This window comes from Flaviaesturariibacter aridisoli (assembly GCF_004343705.1).
GTDB classification, from domain to species: Bacteria; Bacteroidota; Bacteroidia; order Chitinophagales; family Chitinophagaceae; genus Flavisolibacter; species Flavisolibacter aridisoli.
Map to the genome: position 1 here is coordinate 1 of NZ_SKFH01000039.1, position 17,566 is coordinate 17,566.

General features: G+C 60.9%; 14 protein-coding genes. 12 read left to right on the forward strand and 2 right to left on the reverse strand.

From position 1 onward, the window contains the following. Positions 1 to 697: 697 nt before the first annotated feature. A complete protein-coding gene (locus E0486_RS16120) occupies positions 698 to 1,375 on the forward strand; it encodes a hypothetical protein (protein ID WP_131853652.1) in 678 nt (225 codons plus the stop codon). A gap of 506 nt (positions 1,376 to 1,881) precedes the next feature. Here E0486_RS16120 and tnpA read toward each other — a convergent pair. Beyond that, positions 1,882 to 2,343 (reverse strand): IS200/IS605 family transposase, encoded by a 462-nt coding sequence (gene tnpA, locus E0486_RS16125; RefSeq protein WP_131853654.1) that lies wholly within the window; start codon positions 2,341 to 2,343, stop codon positions 1,882 to 1,884. A gap of 450 nt (positions 2,344 to 2,793) precedes the next feature. Between tnpA and gmk the strand changes: the two genes are divergently transcribed. Further along, on the forward strand, positions 2,794 to 3,384 hold the full coding sequence (gene gmk / locus E0486_RS16130; RefSeq protein WP_131853656.1) for a guanylate kinase: 591 nt from the start codon (positions 2,794 to 2,796) through the stop codon (positions 3,382 to 3,384). Between the two features lie 85 nt (positions 3,385 to 3,469). On the opposite strand, the gene E0486_RS16135 is transcribed toward gmk, so the two are convergent. Then, positions 3,470 to 4,336 carry an AraC family transcriptional regulator gene (locus E0486_RS16135; protein ID WP_131853658.1) on the reverse strand — a complete coding sequence of 289 codons (867 nt, stop codon included), beginning with the start codon at positions 4,334 to 4,336 and terminating at the stop codon, positions 3,470 to 3,472. 125 nt (positions 4,337 to 4,461) lie between these two features. Between E0486_RS16135 and E0486_RS16140 the strand changes: the two genes are divergently transcribed. From E0486_RS16140 to E0486_RS16185, 10 genes are all read left to right on the forward strand, one after another. Continuing rightward, positions 4,462 to 5,289: a phytanoyl-CoA dioxygenase family protein gene (locus tag E0486_RS16140; protein ID WP_131853660.1), complete on the forward strand. Its 828-nt coding sequence runs from the start codon at positions 4,462 to 4,464 to the stop codon at positions 5,287 to 5,289. After that, positions 5,289 to 6,131 (forward strand): sugar phosphate isomerase/epimerase, encoded by an 843-nt coding sequence (locus tag E0486_RS16145; protein ID WP_131853663.1) that lies wholly within the window; start codon positions 5,289 to 5,291, stop codon positions 6,129 to 6,131. The genes E0486_RS16140 and E0486_RS16145 overlap by 1 nt, the downstream gene beginning before the upstream one ends. Next, entirely contained in the window at positions 6,128 to 7,507 is a 1,380-nt protein-coding gene (locus tag E0486_RS16150; RefSeq protein ID WP_131853665.1) for a sugar porter family MFS transporter, read from the forward strand. Before E0486_RS16145 ends, E0486_RS16150 begins: the two co-directional genes overlap by 4 nt. Before the next feature lie 5 nt (positions 7,508 to 7,512). After that, positions 7,513 to 9,441, forward strand: coding sequence for a beta-L-arabinofuranosidase domain-containing protein (locus tag E0486_RS16155; protein WP_131853667.1), 1,929 nt, complete (start codon positions 7,513 to 7,515; stop codon positions 9,439 to 9,441). 23 nt (positions 9,442 to 9,464) lie between these two features. Further along, positions 9,465 to 10,730, forward strand: coding sequence for a hemolysin family protein (locus tag E0486_RS16160; RefSeq protein WP_207906278.1), 1,266 nt, complete (start codon positions 9,465 to 9,467; stop codon positions 10,728 to 10,730). Positions 10,731 to 10,921: 191 nt separating this feature from the next. Further along, complete coding sequence (locus E0486_RS16165) at positions 10,922 to 13,513, forward strand: zinc-dependent metalloprotease (RefSeq protein ID WP_131853669.1); 2,592 nt, start codon at positions 10,922 to 10,924, stop codon at positions 13,511 to 13,513. Positions 13,514 to 13,661: 148 nt separating this feature from the next. Next, positions 13,662 to 14,510 carry a twin-arginine translocase subunit TatC gene (gene tatC / locus E0486_RS16170; RefSeq protein WP_131853671.1) on the forward strand — a complete coding sequence of 283 codons (849 nt, stop codon included), beginning with the start codon at positions 13,662 to 13,664 and terminating at the stop codon, positions 14,508 to 14,510. A gap of 182 nt (positions 14,511 to 14,692) precedes the next feature. After that, positions 14,693 to 15,148, forward strand: coding sequence for a ribose 5-phosphate isomerase B (gene rpiB / locus E0486_RS16175; protein ID WP_131853673.1), 456 nt, complete (start codon positions 14,693 to 14,695; stop codon positions 15,146 to 15,148). Positions 15,149 to 15,348: 200 nt separating this feature from the next. Continuing rightward, entirely contained in the window at positions 15,349 to 16,872 is a 1,524-nt protein-coding gene (locus E0486_RS16180; RefSeq protein WP_131853675.1) for a M28 family peptidase, read from the forward strand. A 78-nt stretch (positions 16,873 to 16,950) separates the two neighbouring features. Then, a complete protein-coding gene (locus E0486_RS16185; protein ID WP_131853677.1) occupies positions 16,951 to 17,379 on the forward strand; it encodes a hypothetical protein in 429 nt (142 codons plus the stop codon). Positions 17,380 to 17,566: the final 187 nt, after the last annotated feature.

Here is a 17,566-nt window from a genome sequence, read left to right on the forward strand (position 1 = left end):
CCGTCGTGCAGGTGCACGGTATGGGGCCCTTCGCCATCACCTACATCAATCCAGCCGATGACCCGCGCAACAAGCACTAACGGGTAACGCCGGGCCGGCAGGCCCGGCGTTCGCTTCCGGGGCACCGGAACGGGCGATCGGCGGGGTATTTTCGTCCGCGATGATCGCCTATTTCCGAGGAGAGCCGGACCGCGCAGGCACGGGGGGCACGCGACGGCGCAGCGAAGGGCGGCACGGCGAACGGGCCGAGACCTACCCCAACCTGCAATCGGTTGATAATCAAAAGCAAAATGCTGTTGTAGCCGCGGAACACGCTATTGTCGCCGCGGAAGCATCTAATGGACCCGCGGAGGCCGCTAACGTCGCCGCGGAGCCTGCTGTTGGACCCGCGGAGCCATCTATCGCCGCCGCGGAGGCATCTATCGTTGCCGCGGAAGCATCTATCGTCGCCGCGGAAGCATCTCTCGTTGCCGCGGAGCCATCTCTCGTACTCGCGGAAGCATGGCCCGTCGGCGCGGAGGCATCTGTCGTCGTCGCGGAAGCAACTGTCGGAACCAGGGGCGGGTCTGCTGGCGCGGAAAGCTACCCATTTGTTTTTTCCGAAAGATGAGTTATATTGGTCTTGTCTTCCGCCCCCTTTGAAACCGACTGCTACCTTAAAAACACTTTTATTTTTTAACGCTAAAATTTAAAAGTGATGACCAAAGTTCAAAACCGTTACATCGCCATGTACGGCGCCATTCTCTTGTTTTGCAAAGAAAATCAGGCCCTGGTTGCACTCAGCCCGGCGTTTCAAAAGGCAGTTTTGTGGCTGAATGGGCAGGTGAACCGCATCGATGCGGCGGTGCTGCGCCAGCAAAAGAACCAGCAGGGCGGCGGCGCCAAAAAGACGACGCGCGAGATCATTTGCGCCACCGGTGCCGTGCTGAGCTCCCTGGCAGCGGGCTGGGCCAACGAAGAAGGGCTTGCCGACATGGAAGCCCGCAACACCTGGACGGAGCCGAAGCTGGACAAGCTCTCCGATGCCCGCCTGCACGCGGTGTGTACCCTCATTGCGGAAGATGCCCACACGGCCCTTGCCGGCGGTGCCGAAAACGGGATCACCGACGAATCAATCACCGGCTTCACTGCTGCCCTGGGCCTTTTCAAGGAAGAAAAAGATGCGCCGCGCAAAACCACCACGGCCCGCAGCACGCAGACCAACGAGTTGAAGAAACTCATTGCACAAACCAACGACGGCCTCAAAAAGCGGATGGACCGGAACGCTGCGTTTTACAAATCCAAACACCCGGAATTCTATTTTGAATACAAGGAAGCCCGCAAACTGATCGACCCCGCATCGAGGCCGAAGAAGGAAGCGGTGAACGAAGCTTGATGTGTCATCAGGTAGATAGTTTTTGGTTTAGATACCCCGTGATGAGCGGGGTATTTTTTTGTCCCGCCTTACTGCAAATGTGCCCTGCGCCGCACACGGTTTATGCGGCCCCTCCCACGGCGCGCATGCCTCTGGCATGCATCGATGCCATCCGCCCCCGGGGATTTCATCCCGGGTTGTGAAGCGTGCATGCCTCCGGCATGCGGGGGGATTTGCCATCCGTCGTTTCGTTTCCCGGGATTTCATCCCGGGTTGTGAAGCGCGCATGCCTCCGGCATGCCGGGGGGTGTCGTCCCGTCGGGCAGCCCGGGGTTAGGCGGGGGGGTGTACGGTGCCTGCCTCCGGTACGCGGATCCGTGCCAGGGCCCAGTCGCAGGCGGCCTCTATCTGTCCGGGGGCAGAAGCATGCCGGAGGCATGCGCGTTTTGCAGCCCGGCATATTTTGCCGGGCGTACGCAGGCAACGCGGCCCGGTGCATGCCGGAGGCATGCGCGATGGGGGCGCGGTCATTCCGGTTCCTGGAAGCCATACCGGGGGTCGTACGGAATTCCTTCGCGCTCCACCAGCAATTTTATCTCCTGCCGCATCGTCTTCTTCCGATGGTGCTCTTCCTGGTTGCGGATGTACTTGACCACCGTGTCGATGCGGAATGGTTCCACCACAAAGCCCCCGTAACCGACTTGCCAGGCGAATTTGCCGCGCACAAACCCCTGCGCGTTGATCCAGCGCGAGGTGTCGCGCTTGAGGTGCTGCATGAGGTGAGGAATGGTTTCATTGATGTTGTACCGAAGCAACACGTGCAGATGGTCGGGCATGCTGTTGAGGGCGAGCACGTCGTGACCATGTTCTTCAATAAGTCCGATGCTGTATTGGTGTAAGCGCCCCTGCCAGGCCGGAGCAATGAGCGCTGCGCGGTATTTTACCGCATAGACCATGTGAAAATGAGCACGGATGCAGGTGTCGGACATAGATCACGTTTTGGTCTGTGAAATTCCGGAACGGTGAAACGATAGCCATGTGTTTTTCAACAGCGAAATCCGGGATTTTTCACGGGGCCGGATGATGATTTCATCATTCCGCACACCGGGGTGCTGCATGATCGCGGCAGCCATGTCGTATGCCATGCACGGTTGGCATGCCGGAGGCATGCGCGCTTTACAGCCCGGCATAACATGCCGGGCTGTAACGGCCATAGGTTTCGATGCATGCCGGAAGCTGCCGTCGCGTAAGCAGCCCGGGATTTCATCCCGGGTTGTGAAACGTGCATGCCTCCGGCATGCGGGGTGGCGTCGTTTCGTTTCCCGGGGATTTCATCCCGGGTTGTGAAACGCGCATGCCTCCGGCATGCCGGGCATAGGTGCCCTGTGCTGCTCCCGGCGACGAACGCGTATCTTCGCCGCGCACTAAACGCCCGTCGCATGTCCGCCGATTTCGGAAAGATCATCATCCTCACCGCTCCCTCCGGCGCGGGCAAGACCTCCATCACCCGCTACCTGCTGGGCAAATATCCCGGGCGCCTCGCCTTCTCCATATCGGCGGCTACCAGGCAGCCGCGCGGCACCGAGCAGAACGGGCACGACTACCACTTCATGAGCGTCGCCGAATTCCAGGACCGCATCCACAAAAACGAATTCATGGAGTGGGAGATGGTGTACGAAGGCAAATACTACGGCACGCTCAAAAGCGAGATGCGCCGCATCTGGAGCGAAGGCAAGACGCCCCTGCTCGATATCGACGTGAAGGGCGCCATCCACATCCAGCAGCAATACCCCGAAAACATCCTCTCCCTGTTCATCGAGCCGCCCTCCATCGAGGAACTGCAGCGCCGCCTCACCGGCCGCGGCACCGAAAGCCCCGACTCCATCCAGGCGCGGATCAACAAGGCCGCCTACGAGATCTCGTTCAAGCACCACTTCCACAAAATCATCGTGAATCACGACCTGGAGCAGGCGTGTAAAGAGGCGGAAGAAGCCGTGCTGGCGTTTATAGGGGAAGGGCAGAGTAAATGACTACATGATTACATGAGTACATGAGGTTTGATGGGAGGGATGAATTTCTGACCTCATGTAATCATTTGCTCATGTATTCATGTAATCACCCCTCTTTTCCCAACTCCTGCATCCTCGCTCTATATTCCCTCGGCGATAGTCCTTTCTTTTTGCGGAACACCCGGTTGAAATACGTCAGGCTTTCAAAGCCGGTGGCAAAGGCGATCTCGGCGATCGATTTGTCGGTGCCGGTGAGGAGGCTGCAGGCGTGGCCCGTGCGTACGTCGTTGAGGTAGTCGGAGAAGGTCTTGCCCGTGACGCGTTTGAAGAAGCGGCAGAAGGCGCTCGGCGACAGGTGCAGCAACGCGGCCGCCTCGGCCAGCGGCAGCGGGCGGGCCGACGCTTTCTGTATGTGCTGGCACACCTTGTTGATGCGGCGCTCCGTTTCCTTGGAGCCACGGGCGGCGTCAAACCAGGCCGAAGCCAGCGGCATACTCCGGAGGCGCGACAAACCGCCCAGGATCTCCAGCAGTGCCGTCACCCGCGCCATGCCCGTGCGGGCGGGCAGGGCCGTTACCAGCTCCGCCAGGGCGCGACTCGCACGGGCGGGGAAGTGCAGTCCCGCCGCCGACCCTTCGAGTAGTGCCGCTACACCAGCCGCTTCGGGCCAGTGAAGGAAGTCGCCGGCGAAGCTTTCCGAAAACTGTATGACTACGGCTGTAGATCCGCCGCGCAGGGGGCGGTCGCTGGTCCAGGTATGCGGCAGGTTGGGGCCGATGAGCACGAGGTCGCCGGCGGCGAAGGGCTCGTACGAATCGCCCACCAGGCGCTTCCCCGACCCGCGGGTGATGAGCGTGAGCTCGTACTCGGGATGGTAGTGCCACTTGAACGGAAAGGCCGGCACCTTCAGGTCGTAGGCCACGAAGGAGGCATTGCCTTTTTTGCTGCTGATCTCTTCAAATGCCGCGCGCATACCGGCACAATATACGATGAGCGGTGGGCGCGGGCTACCTTCGTTGGTCAATATAGTGCCGGTATTGGGCAGCAACGTACCGGCGCCTGCCGGCCGGAGGGGCTAGGTTTGCACAAAACGCGCCCATGCTTGCCCTTCCCGATTCCATACGAGCCGCCCTGCACGAACCCTATACGCTAACGCCTGAGCAGGTGGACTTCTACGACCGCAACCGCTTCATCAAACTCAAACAGGTATTCGACCCCGCTACGGTACGGCTCTTCAACGAGATCATTTCGGAGCGCGTGCGCCAGATGAACACCGTGGACAAGCCGCTCGAGGAACGCGATACTTATGGCAAGGCATTCCTGCAGCTGTTCAACCTGTGGCTCGAAGACGAGCTCGTGCGCGAGCTGGTATTCAGCAAGCGTCTCGGCGGCATCGCCGCAGCGCTGATGCAGGTGGAAGGTGTGCGCCTCTACCACGACCAGGCACTGTTCAAGGAAGGCGGCGGCGGTATCACGCCCTGGCATGCCGACCAGTATTACTGGCCGCTCGAAACCGACCGCACGGTGACGGCCTGGATCCCGCTGCAGGCCACGCCGCTGGAGATGGGGCCGCTCGAATTCAGCGCCGGCTCGCACGTGATCGTGGAGGGCCGCGAGCTCGCCATCGGCGACGAAAGCGAGACCGTGATGCAGAAGCGCCTTCGTGTGACCGACTTCCAGCACGTGGTGGAGCCTTTCGATGTGGGGGAAATTTCCTTTCACTCCGGCTGGGTGTTTCACCGCGCCGGCGCCAATCAGACACCCGACATGCGCCGCGTGATGACGATCATCTATATGGACCGCGACATGCGGCTGAAGGCGCCCGAGAACGACAACCAGGCCCACGACTGGGCCACCTGGTGCCCCGGCGCGCAGATCGGAGAGATCATCAAATCGCCCATCAACCCCGTACTCTACGAAGCCTGATGGAACTGAAGATCCTTTGTCCTTACTGGGGCCGCGAAGCACTCGGCGCCCAGGCATTTCTTGACGGCGCGCTGGCCGAAGGCTACGATGGCGTGGAGATCAACTTCCCCGACAGCCCCGGCTTCACGGAGCAGTTCGCAGAAGCCCTTGCGGCCATCCGTGCGGAGCGCCCCGGCTTCGCCTTCATCGCGCAGCTCGTGCCGGGAGCATCCGTAGAAATACCGGAAGCGTTTCAACGCCGCTACGAAGAGCGCCTGCGCTTCCTGTTGGCGCTGCGCCCCGACGCGATCAACGCGCATACAGGCAAGGACCATTATTCATTTGAAGACAATTGCCGCATCATCGCAGCCGCCGACGCGATCGCTGCCGATAGCGGCATCCCGTTGTTCCATGAGATCCACCGCGGCCGCTTCTCGTTTCACCTGGCCGGCCTGCTGCCGTACCTGGAACGCTTCCCGGCGCTGCGTCTTACGGGCGATTTCAGCCACTTCTGCACCGTATCGGAGAGCCTGCTCGAAGACCAGGAGGAAGCGCTGGCGCATGTGTTTCCTTTTGTGCAACACCTGCACGCCCGCGTTGGTGGCGCGCAGGGACCACAAGCTGCCGACCCCTTCGCACCCGAGTGGAGCGCTGCGCTCGCCCGCTACGGCAGCTGGTGGCGCGCCGTGCTTCAGGATGCTGAGGCCCGCGGCAGGAAGCACTTTACCATTACACCCGAAGCAGGCCCGGCGCCCTATATGCCCCTGCAACCCTATAGCGGCGCACCGCTTGCCGACCAATACCAGATTAACATCCGCATGAAAGACCACCTTCGCTACACGTTTCAACCCAAGGTTCTATGAACGCCTCGCTCCACCTTCGCCTCGTTGCTCTCATCGCCGCCATCGGCGGCCTCCTGTTCGGCTACGACACGGCCGTCATTTCCGGCGCCATCGGTTCGCTGTCGCACTACTTTTCACTGAGTCCCGCCGAAGTGGGCTGGGCGATCTCTTCGGCGCTGGTGGGCTGCCTCGCCGGCGCGCTGGGTGCCGATCCCTGCAGCACGCGCCTCGGCCGCAAGGCGAGTATGGCCCTGGCGGCACTGCTCTTCCTCGCCGGCTCCATCGGTACGGCGCTGCCGGAATCTTTTGCCGTATTTGTATGGTTCCGTATCGTGGGCGGCATCGGCGTCGGCCTCGCCTCGATGGTGGTGCCGATGTACATTGCCGAGATCGCGCCGGCCGACAAGCGCGGCGCACTCGTGGCCTACAACCAGCTCGCCATCGTGATCGGGATCGTGGTTGTTTACTTCGTGAATTATTACATCGCCCTGCAGGGTAGCGACGAATGGAACCATACCGTGGGCTGGCGCTGGATGTTCGCTTCCGAAGCCATCCCCGCGCTGCTCTACGGCGCGCTGGTGCTGGTGGTGCCCGAAAGTCCGCGCTGGCTGCTGATGCGCGGCCGCGGGGAGCGGGCGCAGCGCGTGCTGGAACGCTTTCATCAACCTGCCGCCGCCACCCTCATCGCCGCGGAGATCAGCGGCTCGCTCACGCAGCGCAGCGACGCCTCCTGGCGCTCGCTGATGCAGCCGCACCTGCGCCGCGCGCTGTGGACAGGCATCGGCCTGTCGGTGTTTCAGCAGGTAACGGGCATCAACGCCATCCTGTATTATGCGCCCGAGATCTTCAAGAGCTTCGGTTCCTCGGCGAATGCGTCGCTGCTCGAAACAAGCTACCTCGGTGTCATCAACCTGGTGTTCACCATCATCTCGATCTTTCTCGTTGACCGCGTAGGGCGCCGGCCCCTGCTTTTGGCCGGAACAGGCGGCATGCTGCTGGCGCTGGCCGTGGTAGGCGCAGCCGCTTATACGGGTTCGGTTTCGGGCTGGCTGCTGCCGTTCCTGCTGCTGTTCATGGCCTCGTTTTCCATTTCCTGGGGGCCCGTGGTGTGGGTGTTGCTGTCGGAGATCTTTCCCAACAGCGTGCGCAGCCTCGCCCTCTCCATTGCCGTATTTATACAATGGGCGGCCAACTTCGCCGTGAGCCAGACCTTTCCGCTACTCACCGGATCGAAGGCTTTGAACGAACGCTTTCACGGTGCGGCGCCCTTCCTGCTGTTTGCCGTGCTCTGCGTGGGGGCCTTTATTTTTGTACGACGCTTCGTTCCCGAAACCCGTAACAAGACCCTGGAGCAGATGCAGGACCTCTGGCAGGCGCAGACCGCTCCCGAAAAATAGTCCCTATGAAACCCTTCCTTTCCCTTGTGCTTCCCGTAGTGCTGCTGGCTGCTTCTGTTGCAGCGGCGCAGGAGCCGTTTCAAAAGCTGAAGCCGGTGGCCGAGAAGCTCCGGCCGCTGCCCTTCGGCGCCGTGCGCCCCGAAGGCTGGCTGAAGGCCCAGGTGCGCCAGAACCTCGACGGCTACACCGGTCACCTCGATGCGCTCGTGCCCGACCTTATTGTCAAAGACGACATCTACGGCCGCGACCGGCTCACACCGAAAGTGAAGAGCAAAGACGTGGGCGCCGTGGGCGAAGGCGGCGACTGGCAGGTGCAGTTTCTCTGGTGGAACTCCGAAACGCAAAGCAACTGGCGCGATGGCTACATCCGCAGCGCGCTGCTGCTGCGCGACAGCGCCCACCTGCGCCGCCTTCGCACCTACGTGGACCGCATCCTCGCCACGCAGGACGCCGACGGCTACCTCGGCATTTATGCACCGGCACTGCGTTACCGCTTCGACAATGAGAACGGCGAGCTGTGGGCCCAGGCGACCCTGCTGCGCGGCCTCCTTGGCTGGTATGAAGCCACCGGTGAGCGCCGTGTGCTTCGCGCCGTGGAGCGCGCCGTGGCGGCGACCATGAACGCATGGCCGGCCGGTTCGGCGCACCCTTTTCATTCGGTCAACCCCAACGTGGGCGGGCTGTCGCACGGGCTCATGTTCACCGACGTGCTCGAGAGCCTGGCCCGCATTACCGGGCGATCTGCCTACCGCGACTACGCGCTGTTCCTTTACCGCGACTTTTCCGCGGCCACGCTCAACGAAGACGCGCAATATCAAAAGTTGGTGAATGCATCCCTGCCGCTGAAGGGGCATGGCGTGCACACCTACGAGCATTTACGCCCGGTAGCCGCGGCCTACTATGCATCGGGCAATCCCGCCCTGCGCGCTGCGCTCGACGGCTTCCTGCAAAAGATCGCGCGCTGCACCGTGCCTTCCGGCGGGCCTATCGGCGACGAATGGATCGGTGGCGGAACGGCCGATGCCACGAAGCGCGGCTACGAATATTGCTCGCTCCAGGAGCTGCAGCACAGCTACAGCGAGCTGCTGCTGAAGTCGGGGGAAGCCCGGTGGGGCGATGCGGTGGAGCGGATCTTCTTCAACGCGGCGCAGGGCGCCCGGCATCCGCACGAGTCGTCGATCGCGTACCTCAAGACCGATGATTCCTACGCCATGACCGGTGGCCTCAACGGCGATACGTCGAATAAGCAGCAGGTGCGCTACAAGTATTCGCCCGTGCACCAGGACGCGGCGGTGTGCTGCGTGCCCAATGCCGGCCGCATCGCGCCGTACTACGTGCAATACATGTGGGCCCAGGATGCAGAAGGGCTCGTGGCGACGCTGCTCGGCCCCGCCACCGTGCAGGCCACCTGGAAAGGGAAGCCGGTGACCATTCGTACCGAAACCGGATATCCCTACGGCTACACCCTGAACTATACTTTGGAAGGGGCCAGGCCGGGCTTCGTGCTGAAGATCCGCAAGCCGGCCTGGGCGAAGGAGGTACGATTGAACGTGCCTTACACCGAGGTGAATGGCTACCTCGTGGTACGCCGCGCCTGGAAGGCGAAGGAGCAACTGCGCCTGGAGCTGGAGCCCGAGGGCGCCGTGGCCACCGACGTGCAGGGCGCGCACTACTTTACCTACGGACCGCTGGTGCTGGCCCACCCCATCGCCGCCGACAGCAGCGTAACGAAGACCTTCCCGCTGCCCGGCTACCGCGACCTGCACTACCGGGCGGAGCGGCCGGCGCTGTATCGCTACGCGGCCCCGCGCCTCGTGCCGGCAGGGCCGCTGCGCTTCCGCATCGGCGCCATCGACCCGCAAAGCGGCACGGCCGTATCGCTGGAGCTCGTGCCGATGGGCGGAACGATACTGCGGCAGGTGACGTTCAAGTAAACAGCCCTCCCTATCTTTATTCCATGATCGACACTTCCGTTGTCATTTGGTTTTTCGTGACCATCCTGATGATGGCGTTCTTTTCCGGGATTGAAATGGCCTTTTACAGCGTCAACCGCTTTGGCGTGGAGCTGAAGAAAAAGCAGGGCCGCCCGGGCGCGCAGCTGCTGTCGCGCTTCATCCAGACGCCCGAGATCTTCGTGAGCGTGATGGTCATCGGCTTTACGATCTCGCTGGTGTGCTTCGTCATTGAGTTCATCCGCGTTACCGACGTGCTGTGGACCCTCGCCCGCCTACACGGCGAGCGCTTCGCCACCCTCCGCAATATTGTCGACATCGCCCTCGGCACCTTTCTCGTGCTGGTGTTCGGCGAGTTTATCCCGAAGGCCTTCTTCCGCGCCAAAAGCAACATCATCCTGTCGCGGCTCGTGTGGGTGGTGAACCTGTTTTACAAACTGCTGCAGCCGCTTGCCTCACTGTTCGTGAACCTCTCCGAGTGGGTACTCAAATACATTTTCAACGTGCGCGTGGACGAAAAGAAGGACGTGTTCAGCGGGAGCGACTTCGATACGCTGTTCCAGCAAAGCAACGACGACTACGAGCCCGAGGACGTCAACACCGAGCTCTTTGAAAATGCCCTGGAGCTGCCCAAGACGAAGATCCGCCAGTGCCTCGTGCCCCGTAAGGAGATCATTGCGGTAGAAATGAAATGTCCCATCGAGGAGGTACGCCAGAAGCTCGTGGAAACGAAGCTGAGCAAGCTCGTGGTGTTCGAAGGGAACATCGACCACATCGTGGGCTACGTGCACCAGCTCGATCTTTTCAAGAGCCCGCGCGCCATCCAGGACATCCTGCTGCCCATCCCAGCGGTGCCCGAAAGCATGAGCGCCACCGACCTTATCAATAAGTTTACCCGCGAAGGCAAGAGCATCGCCTGGGTGGTGGATGAATTCGGCGGCACCGCCGGCATCGTGACGATGGAAGACGTGCTTGAAGAGATCTTCGGCGAGATCCAGGATGAATACGACTCCGAAGAGTTCGTGGAGCGTCGCATCTCCGAGAACGAGTACATCCTCTCCGGCCGCCTCGAGCTCGACTACCTCTGCGACAAGTTCGACCTTTCCTTCCCCGAAGATGAGGAGTCGGAAACCCTCTCGGGCTACATCATCAACCACCACGAAACGATCCCCAAGCAAAAGGAGCGGATCATCATCCACAACTACGAGTTTGACATCCTCAACGTTGGCGACACCCGGATCGAGATGGTGAAGCTGCGGGTGCTGAAGTGAGCATCCCGTAGAGAAAGAACGCAGGTTTATTATGATTTCTACGATTAGCGCAGGTATAAAATGTGCGTCAGCAAATCATAACACATCATAAAAGATCTGCGCATCCCGCTTGCGGGATCTGCGTTCTTTCTGTATTGCCGGTTGTCATTTTCACAAATCCTTGTCTCCGGAGGGTTGTAATTTCACGGTGTATGCTGCACCTTCCCCGGACCCTCCTGACTGCTTTCGTAGTGGCTTTGCTCTGTGTGACCGCTTCTGCGCAGAACCCCGGCAAGGCGCCGGCAGCCCTGCCGGTTTTTGGCGGCGACAGTGTCCGGGCGAAAAAACCGGCCTGGCCGCTGGCCGACAAAACGAAGGGCGCCCGCCGCAGCGAAGGGCTCTTTACCTTTTACCAGGATACGACCAACGGCGGGGTGAATCTTTACATCCGCAAAACGCAGTTGGGTAAGGAATTCATCTACCAGAGCTTTGCGCTCAGCGGTCCCACGGCGCTGCTGCTCAACCAGAGCATCTACCGCTCCAACTTCATCTTCCGCATCGAAAAAGCCTACGACCGCATCGAGATCAGCCGCGTCAACACCGCCTTTTATTACGATCCGGCTAATCCGATCAGCCGCACGAAGGACGTGGACAAGCCCGAGGCCGTGCTGCTTTCCGAGCGGATCATCGGCGAAGATTCCACCGGCTACCTCGTGGCCGCCGACGGCCTTTTTCTCGGCGAACGCTTCGACCCCGTGAAGCCGCCGGTAGTGGTCAACCTGTTCGGGCCGGCCTCCTTCTCGCTGGGCAACCTCAACCCTTTCAAATCAAAATACGTAGCCCTCAAAGCCTTCCCCGGCAATACCGACGTGGTGGTGGACCTGGCCTACGATAATCCCAACGCCGCCGCCGCGCCCGGCCGCGACATCGCCGACCCGCGTTACGTGCGCGTACGCCTGCAGCACAGCTTTATCGAGCTGCCCCAAAACGACTACCGCCCCCGCCGCGACGATCCGCGCGTGGGGTATTTCGCCCACCAGGTGAACGACCAGACAAGCATCAGCGCCACACCCTTCCGCGACGTGATCGACCGCTGGCACCTGGTGAAAAAAGATCCCGCCGCCGCACTCAGTGAGCCGGTGGAGCCGATCACGTTCTGGATCGAAAACACCACGCCGGTGGCCTACCGCCCCATCGTGCGGGCCGCTATCCTGCAGTGGAATAAAGCTTTCGAAGGCGCCGGCTTCAAAGACGCCATCCACGTGGAGGAGATGCCCGACAGCGCCAGCTGGGATCCTTCGGACCTGCGCTACAACGTGGTGCGCTGGGTGTCTTCTGCACAGCCACCCTACGGCGCCATCGGGCAATATACCAGCAACCCGCGCACGGGCCAGATCCTCGGCGCCGACGTGACCATTGAATGGTTCACCGGCTCGGCCGCTCCCGTGCTCGAAGAATTGCTGACCGGCGCACACACGGGAACGGCTGCGCACAACATCGAAACTGCCGGGAGTAACTATGCCCTGTGCAGCCTCGCCGATGAGCTGAAGTCCCAATTCGTGGCTGGCGGCACCGCCCTCGAAGCAGCCGGTGGTGGAGCGGACGAACTCAGCCGCCTGCACCGCCAGTTCCTGACCTACCTCGTGATGCACGAGCTCGGACACACCTTCGGCCTCAACCACAACATGAAAGGCTCGCAGCTCTGGTCGCCGGCGCAGCTGAACGATACGGCCCTGACCCACCAATGGGGACTGCTCGGCTCGGTGATGGACTACCCGGCCGTCAACATCGCGCGGGACCCGAAAAAACAGGGCGACTATTACACTACCAAAGAAGGTCCTTACGACGACTGGGCCATCGCCTTTGGTTATACCCCTTATGCCGACAGCGCTGCCGAAGCGGCCGGCACCGCCGCCCTGCTGGCCCGGAGCACTGATCCGAAGCTGGCCTTCGGCAATGACGCCGACGACATGCGCTCGCCCGGCAAGGGCATGGATCCGCGCGCCAACGTAGACGACCTGAGCAGCGATGCCGTGGGCTATGCCGCCGAGCGCCTTCAGTTGCTGCGGAGCCTGCTACCCGGACTGGTGCAGCGTTACAACAAGCCCGGCCAGAGCTGGGCCGAACTGCGGGTACGCTATGCCGCCTTGCAAGGGCAGCGCCAGCAGATGATCGGCGCGGTGAGCCGCTACGTGGGCGGTGTGTATGTAGACCGCAGCTTCCCCGACCAGCATTCGGCCACGCGCCCCTTTACGCCCGTGCCGCTGGCACTGCAGAAAAGAGCCGTCAGCGTGCTGAACAAATACGTGTTTGCCCCTGACGCCTGGCTGGCCGACACCGCCTTGCTGCCCTACCTGCAGCCGCAGCGCCGCGGCTTTAACCAGAATCCCTACGGCGACGACTACAAGGCTACCAGCGCCGCACTGGCGCAGCAATACAACGGCGCCCTCGCGCACCTGCTGCACCCGGCTACGCTGCAGCGCCTCACCAACAGCCGCCTGTATGGCAACCGCTACTCTGTGGCCGACCTGTTGGCAGACCTCGAAAGCGGCATCTTCGCCGCGGACCTCAACGGGGCGGTGAACGTATACCGCCAGAACCTGCAAACCGAATACACGCGCCTGCTGCTGGAGATCGTAGCCGACCGCTACAGCCAATACGACGCCGTGGCCGGTGCCGCCGCCCTCGATGCCGTGCAGCGAATCCATGCCCGCCAGGCCGCCGCCCCGGCCCCCGATGCCGAAACGCGCGCGCACCGGAATAACCTGGTGTACCTGATCAAAAAAGCCCTCGAAACCAAGTAATTAACGCGGGAGCGGGAAGTCGGAAGTCCGGCCAGCGGGAAAATCCGTAAGTAAGGCGGCTGAATAACGCCGGGATAACAGTTCCGACGTCGGACTTCCGACTTCCTAACTTCCTCCCGGTTATCTTTGCCGCACTTTTAACTCTGGCATGGCGCTGTTGAATCTGTTCAAAAGAGGGGGAGATCCGAACCGATCGGAAATGTCGTTTATCGAGCACCTGGATGTGCTGCGGGGTACGCTGTTCCGCAGTGTCATCGCGGCACTGGTAGGCGCTATCGTGGTCGGCATCTTCAACCGTTTTTTCATTCACGACGTGCTGCTGGGCCCTACGCACGCCGAATTCCCGACCTACGGTATCCTGTGCCGCATCGGGGAGGCGCTGCACGTAGGCAAGTCGCTTTGCATGGAGGGGCTTTCCATCAAAATGCAAAGCACGGGGGTGAGCACGCAGTTCAGCATGTTCTTTACCGTCTGCTTCATCGGCGGCGTCATCATCGCCTTTCCCTACATCTTTTTTGAGTTCTGGCGCTTCGTGCGGCCGGCGCTCACCGAAAAGGAACGCAGCAACACCGGCGGCGTGATCTTCTGGGTATCGGTACTCTTCTTCATTGGCGTGGCGTTCGGCTACTTCGTCATTGCGCCCTATACCATCAAATTCTTCGCCTCCTTCCAGCTCGATGACAACATCGAAAACCGCTGGACCGTGGCGAGCTACATCGATACGATGATCCCGCTGGTGCTGGGCTCTGGCCTGGCCTTCCAGATGCCGCTGGTGATTTACTTCCTCGCCAAGGTCGGCGTGGTGAACGCCACCTACCTGCGCAAGGTGCGGAAGTACTCCATCATCATCATCTTCATCATCGCCGCCATCATCACCCCCGGCCCCGACATCGTAAGCCAGCTCACCGTGGCGCTGCCGCTGCTGCTGCTGTACGAAGTGTCGATCCTGCTGGCGCGCCGGGTGGATAAGCACAAGAAGCCGAAAGAGTGGAGTTAAGAGGGGTGAGGGGCGGACGCCGAGGGAAATACTTGATTACTTGAGTACATGAATAATAGATTACTTGGGGGATGCACCCCTGTCATGGTGAACGCCTTCCCTCAGGTAGTCCCGTAATCATGTATTCTATTATTCAAGTAATCCACCTCCTCGTTCCTACCTTTATCGCTCAAACCCTTGCTATGCACGCTCCTCTTTTCGACCTTTCGAAACCCATCGCCATCGGCGCCGATCACGCCGGTTTTGAATACAAGCAGCAGCTCGTTCAATGGCTGCGCGACAAAGGCCTCCAGGTGACCGACTTCGGAACGGACAGCCCCGACTCGGTTGATTACCCCGACTTCGCACATCCCGTAGCTTCCGCCGTTGAGAGCGGTGAAGCAGCGGCCGGCATCCTCGTTTGCGGCTCCGCAAACGGTGTGGCCATTACGGCCAACAAGCACGCCGGCATCCGCGCGGCCATCGCCTGGGAAGACCAGCTTGCGTCGCTCGCACGTCAGCACAATGCCGCCAACATCATCTGCATTCCTTCCCGCTTCGTGACGCTCGAAACGGCCAAACACATCGCCGGCCTTTTCCTCGAAACACCCTTCGAAGGCGGACGGCACGAGAACCGCGTCAATAAGATCGCCTGCTAATCTGCTAGTTTGCCAATGTGCTAATAAACGAACGCCCAGCCGAATGCCGGGCGTTCGCTATTCATGTGTTGGTAGAGAAGCGGTGTTTGCAAATTATCGCGGGAGCAGGCCGGCACATTAACTGCCGGTAACAAACAAGTATTAGCAGACCAGCACATTAGCACATCAGCACATTATTTTCCGCTGTATATTTCCAACCTATGAAACGAATGCTCTTAGCCACTGCTTTGCTCGCCGGCCTCGCGGGCACGGCGCAGAAAAGTGCGAACCCAAAGCTGTTTGCGGCCACGATCAATGAGGCCGATATGCGCAAGCACCTCTTTACGCTGGCCGGTCCGGAGATGGAAGGCCGCGAAACCGCCACGCCCGGCCAGAAGAAGGCCGCAGCCTACATCGAGAACTACTTCCGCAGCCTCGGACTCGAGCCGGGCAACAACGGTTCCTACCAGCAGGTGTACCCGGTGTACCAGGATTCCCTGCTGCGCGCCGTTGTGGAAGTGAACGGAACACCGTTCCTGCTCGACAAGGATTTCAACTTCCAGAACCTCGGCACGCTGACCAACGCCACCTACCGCTTTTCCGAGGCCGTGTTCGTGGGCGCTGGTGCCGACGACTCCACGTCGAGCGACTACAAGGGCCTCAACGTGCGCGGACGCCTCGTGATCGCCTGGGGCAACGCAGCTCCCAGCGGCACACGCAGCGTGACCAGCTTTGCCAAGCTCGATGCCGCCAGCCGCAATGGCGCCGCCGCCATCCTGCTGATCAACAAAGACTTTCCGCGCAAGACCGCTACCAACACCCGCGGCAACATGTCGCTCTCGGGCTTCCGTCGCTCCATTGCGCCGCAGACGTTCTCGGTGTCTGAAGCCGTGGGCCGCGCCATCCTCGGCGCTTCTTACGACAGCGCGCAGAACGGAACGCTGACCAATCGTGAGTTTACCGCCAACGTGCTGCTCGACATCGCCAAGCAAACCCGCACACTCGAAAGCAGCAACGTCATCGGCGTGCTGCCCGGCACCGACCTCAAGGACGAATACCTGTTCGTGACCGCGCACTACGATCACCTCGGCAAGCGCGGCGACAGCATCATCTTCTACGGCGCCGACGACGACGGTTCGGGCACCACCGGCGTGCTGGAAATGGCCGAAGCATTCTCCCTGGCCAAGAAGGCCGGCCGCGGACCCCGCCGCACGATGGTGTTCATGACCGTGAGCGGCGAAGAGAAAGGCCTCTGGGGCTCGCAGTATTATTCCGAGCACCCCATCTTCCCGCTCGACAAAACCACTGCTGACCTCAACATCGACATGATCGGCCGCGGCGACGCTACGCGCAAAGACGCGGCGGGCAACGTGGACACGCTCAACTACGTGTTCGTGGTGGGCGACGACAAGGTGAGCTCCGACCTGCGCCCCATCAGTGAAAGCGTGAACAAGAAGTACGTGAAGATGCAGCTCGATTACAAGTTCAACGATCCGAAAGATCCGAACCAGATCTACTTCCGCAGCGACCACTACAACTTCGCCCGCAAAGGCGTCCCGATCATTTTCTACTACGACGGCATGCTCGGCGCCGACTACCACAAACCCACCGACACGCCCGACAAGATCAACTACGCGCTCATGGCGCGCCGTGCCCAGCTGGTGTTCTACACCGCCTGGGAGATGGCCAACCGCAAAGCGATGCTGAAGCGCGACAAGCCGCTGCCCAGCACGCGCATGCGCTAAGCTGATTTTTTCATGAAAAGTTCGAAAGGCTTCCCGCAAGGAAGCCTTTTCCTATCTTCCTGCTTCAAACCACTGCATATGAATGAGCCCGAACAGCATATCCTGACCGAATACATGGAAGGGAACCGCGAAGTACAAGAACATATCTGGAACACCGAGCGCCGGAGAACGCGCAACCGTATCTGGTTTATCGCCCTTGCATTCCTGGCGGCCGACCTGCTGGCCCTGGGCATGGCAAACCTGCTTACCGGGCCCGCGCTGCTGGCCAGCCTGCTGGTGCCGGGGCTGCTGCTCGCGATCGGCTTCTGGGCGCTCGCCCATCCACTGCCTGCGATCATTACCGTCACGGTGCTGGTGCTGGCCATCTTCGGCTACCAGTTTTACCGCTACGGGTGGAGCAGTCTCCTCTCCGGCCTGCTGATGAAGGGCTTGCTGGCCGGGCTACTCATTGCCGGCTGGAAGAGCGCCCGCGAAGCCGAAGCTGCCAGGCGGCAGATCGGGACGTAGCGCAGGCATGTTTTAACCATCATTAACAAACCGAAACATGGATGGGTATGGCATGGTTTTACTTTCGATGCTACCATACAAACACACATCTATGAAATCCATCCTCCAGTTCTTCGTGGTGTTGGCCGTACTCCTGATCGGGCCCTTTATGGGCGACCACTGACAAAAGCTTTCTATATGAAAAAGA